At 63.9% G+C, this 14975-nt stretch carries 17 protein-coding genes; 11 read left to right on the forward strand and 6 right to left on the reverse strand.

Annotation, left to right across the window (positions count from 1 at the left end; all coding sequences use genetic code 11):
* The first annotated feature begins 12 nt into the window (after window positions 1–12).
* From ACIPEP_RS17200 to ACIPEP_RS17215, 4 genes are read left to right on the forward strand one after another with little or no spacing between them, the layout of a single operon-like run.
* A complete protein-coding gene (locus ACIPEP_RS17200; protein WP_402717956.1) occupies window positions 13–516 on the forward strand; it encodes an SdpA family antimicrobial peptide system protein in 504 nt (167 codons plus the stop codon).
* Window positions 507–1469 (forward strand): sporulation-delaying protein SdpB family protein, encoded by a 963-nt coding sequence (locus ACIPEP_RS17205; protein WP_402717921.1) that lies wholly within the window; start codon window positions 507–509, stop codon window positions 1467–1469. The genes ACIPEP_RS17200 and ACIPEP_RS17205 overlap by 10 nt, the downstream gene beginning before the upstream one ends.
* An 11-nt stretch (window positions 1470–1480) precedes the next feature.
* Window positions 1481–1894, forward strand: coding sequence for a DUF1648 domain-containing protein (locus ACIPEP_RS17210; RefSeq protein WP_402717957.1), 414 nt, complete (start codon window positions 1481–1483; stop codon window positions 1892–1894).
* Complete coding sequence (locus ACIPEP_RS17215) at window positions 1891–2883, forward strand: CPBP family intramembrane glutamic endopeptidase (RefSeq protein ID WP_402717922.1); 993 nt, start codon at window positions 1891–1893, stop codon at window positions 2881–2883. Before ACIPEP_RS17210 ends, ACIPEP_RS17215 begins: the two co-directional genes overlap by 4 nt.
* Before the next feature lie 63 nt (window positions 2884–2946).
* Here ACIPEP_RS17215 and ACIPEP_RS17220 read toward each other — a convergent pair whose 3' ends face one another.
* Both ACIPEP_RS17220 and ACIPEP_RS17225 read right to left on the reverse strand, forming a co-directional pair.
* Window positions 2947–3744 (reverse strand): serine hydrolase domain-containing protein, encoded by a 798-nt coding sequence (locus ACIPEP_RS17220; protein ID WP_402717923.1) that lies wholly within the window; start codon window positions 3742–3744, stop codon window positions 2947–2949.
* 31 nt (window positions 3745–3775) lie between these two features.
* Window positions 3776–4069 carry a PLDc N-terminal domain-containing protein gene (locus ACIPEP_RS17225; RefSeq protein ID WP_402717924.1) on the reverse strand — a complete coding sequence of 98 codons (294 nt, stop codon included), beginning with the start codon at window positions 4067–4069 and terminating at the stop codon, window positions 3776–3778.
* Window positions 4070–4167: 98 nt separating this feature from the next.
* Between ACIPEP_RS17225 and ACIPEP_RS17230 the strand changes: the two genes are divergently transcribed.
* Window positions 4168–4509: an SdpI family protein gene (locus ACIPEP_RS17230; protein WP_402717925.1), complete on the forward strand. Its 342-nt coding sequence runs from the start codon at window positions 4168–4170 to the stop codon at window positions 4507–4509.
* 62 nt (window positions 4510–4571) lie between these two features.
* On the opposite strand, the gene ACIPEP_RS17235 is transcribed toward ACIPEP_RS17230, so the two are convergent.
* Window positions 4572–4958 (reverse strand): hypothetical protein, encoded by a 387-nt coding sequence (locus ACIPEP_RS17235; protein ID WP_402717926.1) that lies wholly within the window; start codon window positions 4956–4958, stop codon window positions 4572–4574.
* Between the two features lie 120 nt (window positions 4959–5078).
* On the opposite strand from ACIPEP_RS17235, the gene ACIPEP_RS17240 reads away from it, so the two are divergent.
* Window positions 5079–5504: a hypothetical protein gene (locus tag ACIPEP_RS17240; RefSeq protein WP_070417961.1), complete on the forward strand. Its 426-nt coding sequence runs from the start codon at window positions 5079–5081 to the stop codon at window positions 5502–5504.
* 1269 nt (window positions 5505–6773) lie between these two features.
* Here ACIPEP_RS17240 and ACIPEP_RS17245 read toward each other — a convergent pair.
* Window positions 6774–7667, reverse strand: a complete 894-nt coding sequence (locus tag ACIPEP_RS17245; RefSeq protein ID WP_402717927.1) for a hypothetical protein — start codon at window positions 7665–7667, stop codon at window positions 6774–6776.
* Between the two features lie 127 nt (window positions 7668–7794).
* On the opposite strand from ACIPEP_RS17245, the gene ACIPEP_RS17250 reads away from it, so the two are divergent.
* The 3 genes from ACIPEP_RS17250 (at window position 7795) to ACIPEP_RS17260 (ending at window position 9882) form a co-directional block, all read left to right on the forward strand.
* Window positions 7795–8139, forward strand: a complete 345-nt coding sequence (locus tag ACIPEP_RS17250) for a hypothetical protein (RefSeq protein WP_402717928.1) — start codon at window positions 7795–7797, stop codon at window positions 8137–8139.
* Window positions 8140–8239: 100 nt separating this feature from the next.
* Window positions 8240–9097: a hypothetical protein gene (locus ACIPEP_RS17255; protein ID WP_402717929.1), complete on the forward strand. Its 858-nt coding sequence runs from the start codon at window positions 8240–8242 to the stop codon at window positions 9095–9097.
* 101 nt (window positions 9098–9198) lie between these two features.
* Complete coding sequence (locus ACIPEP_RS17260) at window positions 9199–9882, forward strand: DUF5677 domain-containing protein (protein ID WP_402717930.1); 684 nt, start codon at window positions 9199–9201, stop codon at window positions 9880–9882.
* Window positions 9883–9894: 12 nt separating this feature from the next.
* On the opposite strand, the gene ACIPEP_RS17265 is transcribed toward ACIPEP_RS17260, so the two are convergent.
* On the reverse strand, window positions 9895–10023 hold the full coding sequence (locus ACIPEP_RS17265; RefSeq protein WP_402717931.1) for a hypothetical protein: 129 nt from the start codon (window positions 10021–10023) through the stop codon (window positions 9895–9897).
* A 430-nt stretch (window positions 10024–10453) separates the two neighbouring features.
* Between ACIPEP_RS17265 and ACIPEP_RS17270 the strand changes: the two genes are divergently transcribed.
* Together ACIPEP_RS17270 and ACIPEP_RS17275 are read left to right on the forward strand one after the other, a co-directional pair.
* On the forward strand, window positions 10454–12220 hold the full coding sequence (locus ACIPEP_RS17270) for an AIPR family protein (protein WP_402717932.1): 1767 nt from the start codon (window positions 10454–10456) through the stop codon (window positions 12218–12220).
* 1 nt (window position 12221) lies between these two features.
* Window positions 12222–13253 (forward strand): hypothetical protein, encoded by a 1032-nt coding sequence (locus ACIPEP_RS17275; protein ID WP_402717933.1) that lies wholly within the window; start codon window positions 12222–12224, stop codon window positions 13251–13253.
* Between the two features lie 225 nt (window positions 13254–13478).
* Here the strand turns inward: ACIPEP_RS17275 and nrdF are convergent, their stop codons facing one another.
* Window positions 13479–14480, reverse strand: a complete 1002-nt coding sequence (nrdF, locus tag ACIPEP_RS17280) for a class 1b ribonucleoside-diphosphate reductase subunit beta (protein WP_071295675.1) — start codon at window positions 14478–14480, stop codon at window positions 13479–13481.
* Window positions 14481–14975: the final 495 nt, after the last annotated feature.

Consider the following 14975-nt stretch of genomic DNA (forward strand, 5'->3'; position numbering starts at 1 on the left):
GTCGTGGTGCTGATGAGTTGGACGGCGCTCACCATCGTGCAGTCGTTATCTCCACACGCGTTGTCGAGTCGTGAACCTGTCGCCGTGGCGGCCCGAGATGCTGTGCTGGCGATAGCTCCACAGCGCTGGGAGTTCTTCACTGCGTCGTCCAAGGGCCGGCAGTACGTCGCCTACCGCACGCAGACAAGCGAATCGGCACTTTCGCTGCCGCAAGGCAAAGAAGCGAACATGTTCGGCGTCTCGCGCGCGCAGCGTGCGCAGGGTCCTGAGCTAGCAGCGCTGCATCAGCAGGTGGCGAACTGGAAGAAGTGCGTGGACAAGTCTGCATCTCAGAAGTGCATCCGGCAGGCAGCCGAAGAGCGACCGCAGGCTCTGAGGAATGGGGCGAAGCGGAAGACTCTCTGCGGAGATCTCCTCCTCGCTCAGGAGAAGGCGACGCCGTTCGAGTTCCGTAGCTTCGATCTCCCGAACTTCCGGGTGCTGCAGGCTGCACGGGTGGAGGTGTCGTGCAACTGATCTTCGCTGAGGTGAGCGCGCCCCGGCTGCGGCGCACCATCCGCGGGTTCGACCTTCAGACGCTCCGCTTCAGCGGTTTCCGGGGAATTCTCGCGCTGGCTCAGCTCACGATCCTCGTGGCAACGCCGTACGACGCGTTGATGCAGACTCTGGTGGGAAGCGGAGCCGGACCGGTTTGTGATGGGCTTCGAAACGCTTCGACATACTGCCTTGGACAATCCTTGCCCGATGCGCTCGTCACATCCGCCATGGTCATGATCCTCATCGGGGTTGCGGCTGGGGTTGCGCCGACCGTGATGGCGATCCTTCACGCGTGGGTTGCGTTCTCGATCGCTGGGTCGATCTCGCTCCCCGACGGGGGCGACCAAGCGGCCGCGGTGTGCACCCTGCTCCTTGTCACCGTCAGTTTCGCCGACCGACGTCGCTGGCTGCTCGGTCCGCCGCGGACCGTCGCGAGCTGGCGCCGACAAGTGGCGCTCGGAGGTCTCATGGTCATGCGAGTGCAGGTCACTGCGATCTACTTCAACGCCGCGATCGCCAAGCTGTTTGCACCCGAATGGGTCAACGGCACAGCCGAGTACTACGTCCTTCGGGACCCGTTCTTCGGGGCAAGCGGACCGCTTGCTCCTGTCCTAAAAGCTGCGACGACGCTGCCCGCTGTGACGGTGGGCGTGACGTGGGGTGCTGTGATAGCGGAGATCGCGATCGGTGTGCTGATTCTGTGTGGCCCGCGAAGTCGTTCGATTGCCTTGCTCCTGTGCGTGGTGCTGCACGGCGCGATCATCATCACGATGGGGCTCTGGAGCTTCGGGCTGATCATGATTGCGATCGTCGGCATCGCCGCGATGCCGTACACGCCGCATGAGCAGACGCACCAGTTCTGGTCCCGCCTCGGCAGAAGGCACCACGCCACCGTGCACAGCCCTAGCGTGAATGGCGCTGGGGTCCGGTGAGCGCGCAGCACGTGCGTAGCGCGTCTCTTGGCTCCCTCGCCGCGGCCGTCCCCGTCTTCATCGAGATCGCAGTCACGAGTGCGTGGTGGAACCGACTCCCCGATCGGATCGCTACGACCTTCGGTCCGGACGGCAGCCCAGGCGGATACGGGACCCCGTTGGGGACGGTGAGCCTTCTCGCTGCCGTGCAGACCCTCTTTCTTGTCGCGGCGGTCGGATCGGCCTTCGCGCGAGATCGACGGAAGGGTCGGATCGCCTGCGCGGTAACCGCTGGGTTCATCGCCACTGTGGCGATCAGCTGGCTGATGATCGCGGGAGTCGCGGCCTCGATCGTGGCACCAGCAGCGTGGTGGTCACTCCTGGCAGGCCCGGCATGGGCAGTCGTTCCGTACTGGCTACTTCGCATCGACAAGGAGGCACCATGATGCAGATCACGGCGCGAAAGGACCACAGAGAGACCACGGCAGGCAGGCCGCGGGGCACCCGATGGGGTGCGGTCAGCGTGTTCGTGTGCCTGGCGTACGGTGCAGCGTGGGTGCTGCTCTGGCCAGCGGTTCAGACGAGCGCGGATCTCGCGGATCCCGTCGGAAGCCCAGGTGCCTACATCGCGACCGTGGCGATGATGTTCACACCGGGCCTCGCAGCGCTGCTGGTCGCAGTCATGCTCCAGCGTCATCGCGGGAAAGCGCTCCTGGCGGAGCTCGGGCTGACAGGATTCTTCACCCGTCAGGGCTGGCGATTCGCTGGCGCCGGCATCGCCGGAGCTGCGGTGCTGGTTCTGGGCAGCTGGGGTCTCGGCCTGCTGCTCGGGTGGGTGCAGCTCGATCCTGAGCGGTCCGTGGCGAGAGAGCTCATCATTCGAGTCACGGGCGAGCAGCCGCCGATGCCGATGGCGCTCCTTGCGCTGCTGCAACTGGTGAACCTCCCCATCGGGATAGCGATCACGGCGATCGCTGCGACGGGCGAGGAAATCGGTTGGCGCGGCTGGCTCCTCCCGAAACTGCTGCCGCTCGGAACCGGGTGGGCCCTCAGCCTGAGCGGGGCGATCTGGGGTCTCTGGCACGCCCCCGCGATCCTGCTCGGCCTGAACTACGAGCAACGTGACCCGCTCGGGATCATCATGATGACCATCGGCTGCGTGGGTGCCGGCGTGCTGATCGGCTGGCTCCGGCTTGCGAGCGGATCGCTTCTGCCCTGCGTCCTCGCACACGCGGCGCTCAACAGCTTCGCCACGTACCAGTCGATCCTCTTTCCGCCGTTCGACCAACGCCTTGTCGGGCCGCTCGCGATCACCGGGTGGATCGTCATGACGGTCCTGATCGTGACCGGCGTGTTGCGGGCAACTCGACTTCGGCAGCGACGCGACTCAGAACGGGGCAGCCACGAGATCCGCAACACCGAGGCGTCTCAGTAGCCGAGCAGATGGGCCCATGAGGGTCCGCTCGGAAGACAGGGGGCTCACCGGATCACCGCCGCATCAGCCGTCGCACTTCTCTCGCACCTCCCGCTCGATCAGCGCCGTGGCGATCGCATCGGCCGCATGCGGAGCCTTCGCGAGCGCATGGACCACCGCGGTGATTCCGGCGGCGTTGGCGATGACCGCGCCTGCCGCTCGCACCTCGCCGTTGATCCAGGTCGATGCCCCTTGCCGCTGCCAGCTCACCGTGCGGGAGGGCGGAGCGCCAGGCTCGAGCGCCCATTCGGCATAGCGACAGAGGTCCTCGAACGTTGACCAGACGCCGCCTGCGGCCGCGAACGACGACTCCCCGAGCGCCCACGGCCTGACCGCTTGACCGAAGAGCGTCGGCACCACACGTTCTGCCCGAGCAGGCACAAGCGTCGCGGAACAGATCCCAGCCGGCTCGAGGACGTGCTGGTGCACGGCGGCGAACCAGTCGCCGTGCACCCCCTCGAGCACGGCACCGAGGAGTGCGTAGCCGAGGTTCGAGTACACGAAGTGGCCTCGTGGCGTGCCCGGCACTGCCGTATCGAGATCCAGAGGCACGCCGACGCCCTTTCGGTACGGGTCGCCGAAGAGGCTGTCACGCATCGTCGCCGGAAGCCGCGGTAGCCCCGAGGTGTGGCGGACGAGGTCCGCCACGGTCATCTCGTCGTCGGCCACCCCTGGCAGGTAGTACGCGACCGGTCGGTCGACCTCGAGTGTGAGCCACGCGGTCGTCCCGACGAGCCCCTTCGTGATGCTCCCCCACTCGAGCATCGAAGCGGTGGCGTACGGCCCGCGGGGCTCGCGCACAGTTCTCCAGCCGTCCGCCACGCGAAGACTCGCGCGCCAGAGCCCGGATGCCTCATGTGGGGTCCGCATGAGGGCCTTCCCCCGACGTGTGGTCGAGGTCTCGGAACCGCAGCAGCCGTTCGCGGCGCCTCGCAGCGAACCACGAGACCGGACCGACGAAGGGCACGAACAGGACCAGGACGGCCCAGGCGAGCACGGGCCACCCCGTCGGTGACGAGGCTGCGAGCAGCGACACGAGAGCTGCGAGAGCAAGCACCAATCCGACGATGGCGACGCTCATCATCGCGCCGTCCAGCACCGTCGGCAGAAGCGGGTTCACGCTCCCGGCCGTGGTCAGGTCGAACATCTCGCAGACTCCCCATCCTCGCTGCCACCACCCAATGAGTAACTGAAACGTTGCCGTTTACATGTCAAGACACTAGCTTCACACCTATGGATGGAGCAATGGTGTTCACGCTGTCTCTCGAGGTCGGTGCCGCGATTCTCGTCACCTGGCTGACCTGGAGAGCCGCGAGCGGATCGCTGGCTCGGAACGATCTCACCGGCGTCCGCACACGGATCACGATGTCCAGCGACGAGGCATGGCGCATCGCTCATCGTGCAGCGCTGCGTCCAACCATCATCAGCGGAACGATCACCGTGACCTGGTGCCTGATCAGCATGGGTCTTGCCCCGCTCCGCAGTCCGGTCTCCGTCCTCGTGGCCGCAGGAGTGCTCGTCGGCGGTGCACTCCTGTCGATCCCGGTGGCGCACCGTGCCGTCCGCCGATCCTTCCCCGATCGCTGATGACAACCTCGCCCCCCGAGGAACGTGGGCGACACGCGTCAACGCGACGGCGGCTCCTGGCCTCACATGTCGGCGCTGACGCGGAGCGTGTAGCCCTCGAGAACGGTCTGGTGCTCGACGAAGTGCACGAACACCGATGCTGCATGGTCGGCTGTGAAGAGCTCTGCCGGATGCCGCGGCTCGTGTGCAGCCTGTACGTCGATGGTCTCGGTGACTGGCTCGGTGAGATCGTGATCTCGGCCCACGACGAAGAAGCGGTACTCACCGTCGTCTTCGAGACGACGGAACTCGACGCTCATCTTCTCGGCCGTGTCGCCGGCTTGCAGGTAGGAGTCGCTGTACTCATCGATGACTTCCTGCGGGCCTGCACGCCAGGTCTGGTCATCGATCGGGCGGAACGTGTCGTTCAGAACGGTGATGACGGACCCGTTCGTCCTCGTGAGGACCAAGGCGGGCTACTCCACGTGCTCGTTGGCGACAGAGGTGATCTTGATGCGTACCAAATGCAGCGTGGCACACGCCTGACCGCGTCGCCGCGAAGCGTCAGGCGGACGGCGTTGACTACGCCCATGATCTCAAAGGGCCTCATCCATCAGGTGGAAAGCGCGACCGTTCGTGATCGCGACGGTGCGACGGTCGGCAAGGTGACGCAGGTGTTCCCCTCCGACGAGGACGGCAGTGCTGCCTACGTCAGCGTCGCGACGGGGCTGCTCGGGAGGCACCAAACGCTCGTCCCGGTCGAAGACGCCACCCTCGACGGCACGGATCTGCACGTCGGGTACACCAAGAATGCGATCCAGGCGGCACCCTCCCTCGGCCCCGAACACACCCTGTCCCTCGCCGAGGCGAACGCAGTCCGCAAGCACTTCGGGTTGTCCGCAGCCGGCGCGGCAACCGGAGACATGGGCGACCCGAACGAGAACCTCGATCAGGCCGGGACAGGGCCTGCCGGCGCGGATGACACCGAGGGTGCAGGCACGACGCCGCCGGCGTGATGGTGCCACAGCGCGGACATTCGCTTTCTCGCAGCACTCCTCGGCGAGTCCCGCCGCTGTGCCCTAGGAAGTCTTGAGTCGAGCGTAGGCCGGCGCCTCAATAGACCATCGGCTACCGAGACGGGGCGCAGCGCCGCCCGACGGACGTGCGCCGAAGCGCTCGCTGGACGATCAACTTACGGGACGGCGACTAGTGCCTTCGAGTTGCGGCGAGACGCAGACGCCCTCACGCTGGCGTCTGGTGCCCCGGACTCGGGCGGGAAGCGAATGGAGCTCGCTCCGCGCCGCACACAGGTGATGGTGTCGTTGACGGCTTAAGACGTCAGGACGCGTCTCCGCCCGGTGTGGATGATGATCTGATGTCTCGTGGACCACGTCGCAGTCGGCCGAGGACTAGGCCGGTGACGTTGGCCGTGGCCGTGCACAGAGCTGCGCCAGCCGCAAGAGCAACCGGCAAGAAGGCCCATAGAACGCGGATTGCAAGAACTGTGATTCGAGCGAACACCGGTACGACCCAGATGGTGAGACGCACGAGCAGAAACCCGAAACGCATGGTCAGCACCATCAATTGCACGAGCAGGTTGAACATGAGCGTCACGAGGCTGAAGACGAGTCCAAGCATCGATTTGACTCCCAAGATTCGAAGCTAGGTGTGCCACCGGAGCCTAGGGCACCGGTGCCATCATGCGCTGCCCCAGTTCTAGGCTCGTGCCACCGCGGGGCTGCACCGTCGCCTATGCGCCGATAGGGGATCGGCTATCGGACACGGTCAGTCGTACTCACCGATGGAGCGTTGGAGGCGAGTGCGTCGCCACGCGAGTGGCAGGAGGAGGGCTGGGGCAGTGATGAGAGCGGCGCCCGTCACGGCGACTGCCGTCATCGCCCAGTCGTTCTCAGGAATCGTGAGGTCGCGCCCGGATGGGGTAGCAATCGTGCAGTCGGTGCCGAGTGGCCAGTATGACGGAGTGACGCTGTACCCGATGCCCTCAGATGTTGCCGCGCCAGTGGCGGCCGCACCTTCCGCTAGACAGCTAGGTGCGCTATCACCTCCGACGAGTTGTCCTTGAGTTGCGATCAGTGCTCCGCCGACAAGCGTCAATCCGACGAAGACGGAGGCCGCAGCGAGGAACCAGAGGCGCATGCTACTTCTCGGTGTGGCTCTGTCGTGAACCGCGATCATGGCAGCAAGTCAAGCCCATCGGCGACCCGAATCAGGTTGGGGCGCGAGGTCAACCCGGTGGTCAAATCCGCCGTCCGCTGATCGATCGGCTAACGGACAGCCCGAAGGGCGGCGATCGCGGACGCAACAGTGTGCGCCCACGGGTCAGCTACAGGACCGTTGAGGCCAAAGAACTCAACCAGATTTGAGCCCAAGAGCGCCAAGGTGCCAATACACATGCCCGTCCACTCGACGGCGTAGGCCTTTGGGAGTTCCGGCCGGCGCAGGTTTCCGGGCGTGAGGAAGATGTTGATCGAGTCGACCTCCGCATGCGCAAACGACGAGATGTGTGAGTAATAGTGCCGTCCCATGGGGACCTGAACTGCTCGGTTCAGCAGTGCGGCGGCTAGCTCTGTTACGTTCGCACTATTGGTGACCGCAAACCTCTTGGATGCATCATCGATGGTGTTGCGCACCAGGTCTACTTCGACAGGCTCCCCATCGATGTCAATCTCGCTGTACTTGCCAAGATAGCGGATCTCGGCGCGAACAAGTCGAAGGTTGTTGCGGATGGCGTCGGTAGCACTCTGCGCGGTGAGGATGTAGGACGCTTTCGCAAGAGCTTCGATGCATCCGCGCGAGACGGTCGCTAACGAGACATGAGTCCCAGAGCGTTGAAGGATAAGTGACGCTCCGCGAGCGTGGTCTGCTGCGGCAAAGCATCGAGTGAGAAGGTGGCCGATCAGCAGGTGAACCTCTCCAGCGTCCGCCGGCGAGGGCAACTCGTCATACGCGCGCACCCACCGAGCGGCCCGGCAATCATCTGCCCATAACGATTCGCGGGTGTGGACGACCAGCGCCTCAAACGCTTCGGCCAAGGCCGAGAGGGCCACCGAGAGCGTCGTTCGGTCGGTGTCGCTGATCGGTGTCGCGTCGTAGTCGTCTGTTAGGTATGCCAACGTGCTTCTCCCCCGGCGGTGACAGTATCCGAGCGTCTTGCGCATGACGCGCCCTGGTCAGGCTAGCTAGAAGGAGGGCCTAGCCTGCCTCGGGCTGATCGGCTATCGAGACAGTCGACTGCGAGCTCCCGTGCGTGGTTGTTCCTCGACCCTGTCCCAGGTTGGTAGCTTGATGACCATGACGACAGTTGCTCATCTCACAAATCTCAACTACGTGGTTCTCGACTTCGCGACGCAGCGGGTCCGGACCACGCCGGACGAGGTTCGCCAGGCGGCCGAAGGTGGCGATTTGCTCGCGCACCTCGAGGAAGTCGCTGAGGACGCGGGACTCGATGCAAGCATTCTCGGATCGTGGACTCCCGCCGAGCGCTCTGACATCAACAACATGTTTGCGTCGTGGGCCAACGCGATCGACCTCGAGCGGAAGTACGGCATCACTCGTGACAGAGCCGACCAAGGATGGATCGCTCTCGCTTTCGGAATCAACGATCAGATTCGAGCGGTGTCGTCGCGCTGAAGAGCTGTTCGACCGGAGTCACAACGCCGGCCGCGGTGTCTCCTCGGGAGGCTTGGCGCTCACGAGCGATGGTCGGTCGTAGTGCTCTAGCGTTTGCGGCATGCATGACGCTAACGCTGGCGTGGACCCCAACTGGGTGATCGCCGTCACGGGGCTCCTGACTTTCATCGTCGCTGTGGTTGCGGCGGTCTACGCCGCGAAGGCGGCCCGCAGCGGGCGCGAGCAGGTCGACGAGGCACGAAAGCAAACAATGGAAGCGCACGTACAGGCCGAGGCAGCTCAGTCTCAAGTGCGTGTGGCGGAAGCATCTCTGGCCCAGCAGACGGAGACGGCGGCGGAGCAACATGATGCGCTTCTGCGGTCGGAACGCCGCGCCATCGAGGCGCGTGTTGACGATCGAATGCCGACGGTGCTGGCCGAGGCCCACCTCCCGGATCCCCGACTGGAAGTTATGGGATCGAGTGGTCCGGCGGACTTCGAATGGCACGGACTGAAGGGGACGCTCGAGTACCCGTCGACGGAGATCACTCCCCCCTTCCGACAGCGTGTTGACATCTCGATTCGCAACGTCTCTGCTGTCGCAGCGCGCGTTGACGTCTCCGATGCCGCTGGCGGCGAGATTGCTGGGGTCCCTAGCGGGACGTCGCTGGTGCTCGGTCCGGGGGAGGACGTGGTGCTGCACTGGAATCGGACGGTGTCTGGTCAGACGCTCCAGCAAGAGGGCGCGGTCGACGATCCGCGCCACTGGCTATTCAATGTTCGGCTCTGGGTGCGAGACCTAGGTATGGACGCTTGCGATGCCTACCTGTTCAACGGGGATCTGCGGTACTTCAAGCGTGACGGTACACGCCTGATCGTTTCGCACCAGCTGGACTACGAGTGGCCCGGCAACGTGAATGTTGCAACCCCTGTCGACGGCCGTGTGTACGACCGTCTCGACGCGGAAGGGCAGGAATAGCCGTGGGCCCGATGTCCCCTCGGCCGCTGCCGAGTAGGCACGAGGTTCTGCCATGGGTAACCAGATACGTCCTCGATCGAGACCACGCAGACGAAATCCGGGTGCACGACGAGAACGCTTGGGACTTCCGTGTCCTCGGCGGCGTCTTGGAGCGTGTGCGCCGTGCTGCGTACGCCTATCTCGTGCTCGATCGACGCGGTTTCGCAGTGGAGGGCCGGTTCATGGTGCGCAGTGCCATTGAGCACGCCGTGACGGCGCAGTGGGCCTATCTCACACCTGACGGTATCGATCGTCTACAGGTCAAGATGGTGCGAGCGCGGCTCGACTACGCGAAGCAGAACCGTGATCATGCCGACCGTGAATGGGCCCGCGTCATCGCCAACATTGAGGCGCAGTTCCCTACGACGAAGAACGGCACCCGGAAGCCGGGCACGCCCAAGTTCTCCGGCAAGGAGGGCATGCTCGCGCTGATGGACACAACGGGGTATCTCCAGCGCGCGTACTCGGTGCTCTCGCGCGTCGGACATGTGAGCGACCAAGCTGTTACCGACTACTTCGTGACCGAGCCGGACGGCACCATCGCCGTGACCAGCGCACCGTCAGAGGATTTCGACCTCGAGGTCTTCCACACGATCGCTACGTGCTGTGCTCTAGCGGCTTGGATTCGTGCTCGTCTCGAAGGTGACGAGCAAGGTATCGAGCTTGCCTCCAGTCAACGGCTGCTCTATCGGCTCGACACCCACCTCGACCCCGCCTTGCGACGGTTCCCGGATGAGGAGAACTAGAGGGGTTGCAGGTCAGGTGGTGGCCCCGAAGAGCCCGGGCACCTCGTCGCGCAAGTAGGCGGTGAGCTCCTGCACGGTGTTCACCGTTCTGGCCTCGATGAGCAGCGCGGGGAGCATGACCGGAGCAGCTCTTGCCGGCACCTTTATCGAAGCGTTCCACCCAGCCGCCGGGTTCACCATCTCAGCCCTCACCGTCGACATCGGCGTATGTGCAGCACTCCTGCTGCTCTGGCGCCGACAGGAAGCTCACAAGACCGCTCGTCCCGAGTCTCCCTGAGACGGCAACGAACCTGCTGAGCTGAGACAGCGGAACCACGACGGGATGTTTTGTCGCTGATCGCCAGTCAGCCGCTAGCCGAGTGTCCGCATGTTCAGTCCTCACGGACCACAGTGCCAAACGGACGGTATTCGCGCTCGGCACCGATGCGGCAGGATCAGTCGCGGGGACACTCATCCGAGCTGCGGTAGCCGCGCCCGGTAGCGGATCGTCTGTCTGGACGCCTCGGGTCCTGATCGGCTATGTCCTTCGAGTGGGCGAACGGCTGCCGCCCGAATCGGCCAGACTGACGTCATGCCGAGCAACACTCGCACTCTGATTGATCAGTTCGTCGAGGACGACCAGCGCGCTAGAGACCGCCCCCTGACACCCGACGTCGCATTTGAGCTATTCGCGGCCGATTGCGTGCTGCGTGCACGCAACCTGTCGGGTGAAGAGGTGGCGCAAGGTCGAATTGGGGGAGGTGGAGACGGCGGTATAGACACGGTGCATGTCTTCCTCGACCAAGAGCTGCTTCACGCGGATCATGCGATCTTTGCGGACGACTTCAAGGCCTCCGCCATTCGGCGTGGCGTTGAACTCGAGCTCGTCCTCGTTCAAGCGAAGCGCGAGACGTCATTCACGGAGACGGCGATCGATAAGGCCGCGTCGTCCCTGGGGCGACTGCTCGACCTTGAGCAAGACGACGACGCGCTCGCCAGGTACTATTCTCGCGAGCTCATTGCGCAGTTTCGCCTCTTCCGGCGTGCTTGGGGCGTGCTTGGGATCCGGGCACCGTCCATTCGCGTGAACTTTACGTACGTCACCCGGGGTGACGTGGCGACTGCCGGGCGTGCAGTCCGAGCGAAGCTGGATGATCTCACCGCGGCACTCGAGCGTGACGTGTTCGGCTCGAACGCCCGTGTAGAGCTCCTCGGCAGCGACGAACTCTGGGCGATCGCCAGCGCGGCTCCCTCCTACGATCTCCCGCTCCGGTTCCGCGAGTACTCCACTCAGGACAGCTCGTACGTGGGGTTCGTGTCCCTGCGGGACTACTTCAACTTCATCTGTGACGAGTCGGGTGAGATGCGATCCCATCTCTTCGACTGGAACGTCCGAGATTTTCAGGGCAACAACCCCGTCAACCGCGAGATCAAGCGGTCGCTAGCGCCCGAGGTAACAGACGACTTCTGGTGGCTCAACAACGGTGTCACGATCCTGTGTTCGCAGGCGCACATTGCCGGCCGCCGCTTCACGTTGACTGATGTTCAGATCGTCAACGGCATGCAGACCTCACACTCGCTCTATACGGCTATCTCCGACCGGAACGGTCCGGATGACAGCGATGATCGGCGTTCTATCCTCGTCCGCGTCCTGGAAACTGAGGACGAGGACGTACGGGACAGGGTCATTCGTGCTACCAACAGCCAAACCAGAGTGCCGGACACCTCACTGCACGCTACCGAGCCGCTGCATCGACAGATCGAAAGCTACTTCTCCGGGTCGGGTTGGTACTACGACCGTAGGAAGAACTTTTACCGCAACGCTGGCAAACCATCCGAACGGATCGTCAGCATTGGGCTCCTGGGACAGGCAACTATGGCGATCGCTCTCGGCCGTCCCGACGCGGCACGTGCTCGCCCAACAACGCTGCTGAACAGCGATGAGGAGTACGCAAGGATCTTCTCCACAGAGGTTCCGCTTGCGGTCTACCTCTGGCTCGCGCAACTGCAGCGCGGCGTGGACCGTCAGCTGGCACGCGAGGCAGAGGCTTTCGTGGTGTCGAACCTGCGCTTCCACGTCAGCGCCTATATCGCGACACAGTTTTACGGAGACAGGATCCGGAGCCCGAAACAGCTGGCCGCACTCGCCTCCACGCCGCCACAGGTCACAGACGAACTGGTCTGGCGGGCACTCTCGCCCATTCAGAGCTTGTGGAACAACGAGTCCGAGGAGCTCGAGTGGCCCTATGACCGCGTGTCGAAAAGCCAGACGTTCGCCGACAAGGTCATCGAGCTAGCCCTCAGCGATGCCGCTGCCGATGACTGCGATGCCGGGGTGCCCTCGGGGAGGGGGTGCTGACATGAGCCCGACGTCATCGAACGACGAACAAGCGCCTGACCTGAAGGCACCGCCGGTACGGCGCAACTTCGCCGATGCGGGTGCTGGTAGATGGGGGTGGGAGCTGCGTGCGCTTGCGCAGCGCGAGGCAGTTCGAGCGCTAGAGCGCTACTCGCAGGACGATTCGGATGCGGAGCGGGAAGTCGCGATCGCCGTTGGCGCCGCAATCGAGTACCTGCACACCGCGGTGATCGCGACAGTCGACCCAGTGTTGTTGGCTGCGCCTCAACACCTTCCGTCCATGTTGATGCTCTCGCGACACAACCAGGAATGGGTCATCGATCCACGCGAGCTTCGAACCGCAGACATGACGCGGAAAATCGATCTCGTGCAACGCATGTTCCCCGAGCAGGATGTGAAAGTTGATGCTCTCGCGATTGCGCCGTACCGGAACGCTGCTGTGCACGCTGGTCTGACCCGGGATAGATCGGCGCCGGAGCTGCTACAGCGAATGGTGCGCGTCATCGACAAGTTAGATCCACTGCTAGGAAAGCCGGCCAACCGTGAGTTTTGGCCTGACCAGTACGCGGGTACGGTGCAACACTTCCGTGACGAGGCAGCGTCCGCAGTCGCACGCCTCCTTGAAGCGCGTCTGGAAAGCGCGCGCGCTCGCTTCCAAGCGCTTACCGTCGGTCTAGATTCCGTTAGCATCGCGGCCGTCGTCGGCGGACTCGAGATGGGTGCCCGGAGTCGAGCTCCAGAGCTCGCACGCCAGCGCCGTTGCCCAGCGTGCCAACGTTCGGGGTGGATCTCTTACACCCGATCTACCACTTTCCCGACAGTGCAAGGCGGCGACGTCGGGGACCTTGAGACGGTCGGTGTGCCAATGGAGTTCGACTGTGGGGTGTGCGGCCTATACCTCGGTCCGGATCTGATTCGCGAGTTCCGAGACATGCGCGAGCTGCTCGCACTGGACGAAGAGACGGATTGGGCTCTGATCGAGACCGACGCGTACCCGTACTGGGAGCCGGGCGAAGATGAGGACAGTCGCTAGATTCTTCGTAGCCAGGTCGAGATTCACAACACAGGTTCCGATCGCCGGTCCTCTACCGGGCACAGCCTCCCGCGGCACGCGATCCACGGCCTTCACGTCTCACATAGCTCGTCCGGAACGAATCTCGATGAGCGCCCCTATCCGGCTGCATCAGCGACTCCGCCCGTCAACGAAGAACGCCCCGCCAGCCGAAGCCAACGGGGCGCCCCACGAATCAGACCAGACTCAGAAGTCCCAGTCCTCGTCCTCAGTCTTCTCCGCCTTGCCGATGACGTACGACGACCCGGACCCCGAGAAGAAGTCGTGGTTCTCGTCGGCGTTGGGCGACAGCGCCGACAGGATCGCCGGGTTCACGTCCGTCGTCTCCTTGGGGAACATCGGCTCGTAGCCCAAGTTCATCAGCGCCTTGTTGGCGTTGTAGTGCAGGAACTTCTTGACGTCCTCGGTCAGCCCGACGCCGTCGTAGAGGTCCTGCGTGTACTGCACCTCGTTCTCGTAGAGCTCGAACAGCAGGTTGAACGTGTAGTCCTTGATCTCCTGCTTGCGCTCTTCGGAAGCGCCCTCGAGGCCCTTCTGGAACTTGTACCCGATGTAGTACCCGTGGACGGCTTCGTCGCGGATGATCAGGCGGATCAGGTCAGCCGTGTTGGTGAGCTTGGCGCGCGAGGACCAGTACATCGGCAGGTAGAAGCCGGAGTAGAACAGGAACGACTCGAGCAGCGTCGAGGCGACCTTGCGCTTCAGGGGGTCGTCACCGGTGTAGTAGTCAAGGACGATCTGGGCCTTCTTCTGCAGGTTCACGTTCTCGGTGGACCAGCGGAAGGCGTCGTCGATCTCGGGCGTCGAGGCCAGCGTCGAGAAGATCGACGAGTAGCTCTTCGCGTGGACCGACTCCATGAACGCGATGTTCGTGTAGACGGCTTCTTCGTGCGGGGTGATCGCGTCGGGGATCAGGCTGATCGCGCCGACGGTGCCCTGGATGGTGTCGAGCAGCGTCAGGCCGGTGAAGACCCGCATGGTGAGTTGCTGCTCCGCCGGCGTCAGTGTGTTCCACGACTGCACGTCGTTCGACAGCGGCACCTTCTCGGGCAGCCAGAAGTTGTTGACCAGCCGGTTCCAGACCTCGACGTCCTTGTCGTCCTGGATGCGGTTCCAGTTGATGGCACTGACCGCACTGATCAGCGGGATGGACTTGCCCGTGGCGTGGACCGGGTCGGTGAGGGTCATGGTTTCTTCCTGGATATGGCTTGTCGTTGAGGTGGGCGGGGCAAGCCTGAGCCTGCCCCGCCTCCAGCGCTACACGCGCTGTGTGATGGTGCCACCGGGGTTTCGCTTCGCACTTGCTGCTGTCACAAACTGACCAGTACCAGCGGAACGATTCACCGTGCGGGAGTTGCCTGTACCGCTGCCCACACGCTCGGTGGTCGTCTTCGACGGCCAACGAGCGGCGGCAGCCGCGCTGACGAAGCGGCCGCTTGCGGCGCTTCGATTGACACTTCTACCCACTGTCTTCACCTCCTCTCGGGGCTGAATCAGCCCCGAGAGCCCAGCCCGACGGGCCAGTTCGACTCATGTACAGTGGACGTTCCAGCGCTCAGTTGGGGTCCCTGTTTGGGGCTGTTCAGGACCAGGTTTTCGCGAACCTGGTCCTGAGCTTTTTATGGACTTGTGTGGACCTGGAGGCGCGGTGCGGGCTGGCACCGCGCCTCCAGAATGCAGAGC

Origin of the sequence: Curtobacterium sp. NPDC087082, from assembly GCF_044745045.1 — a bacterium.
Lineage (GTDB): Bacteria > Actinomycetota > Actinomycetes > Actinomycetales > Microbacteriaceae > Curtobacterium.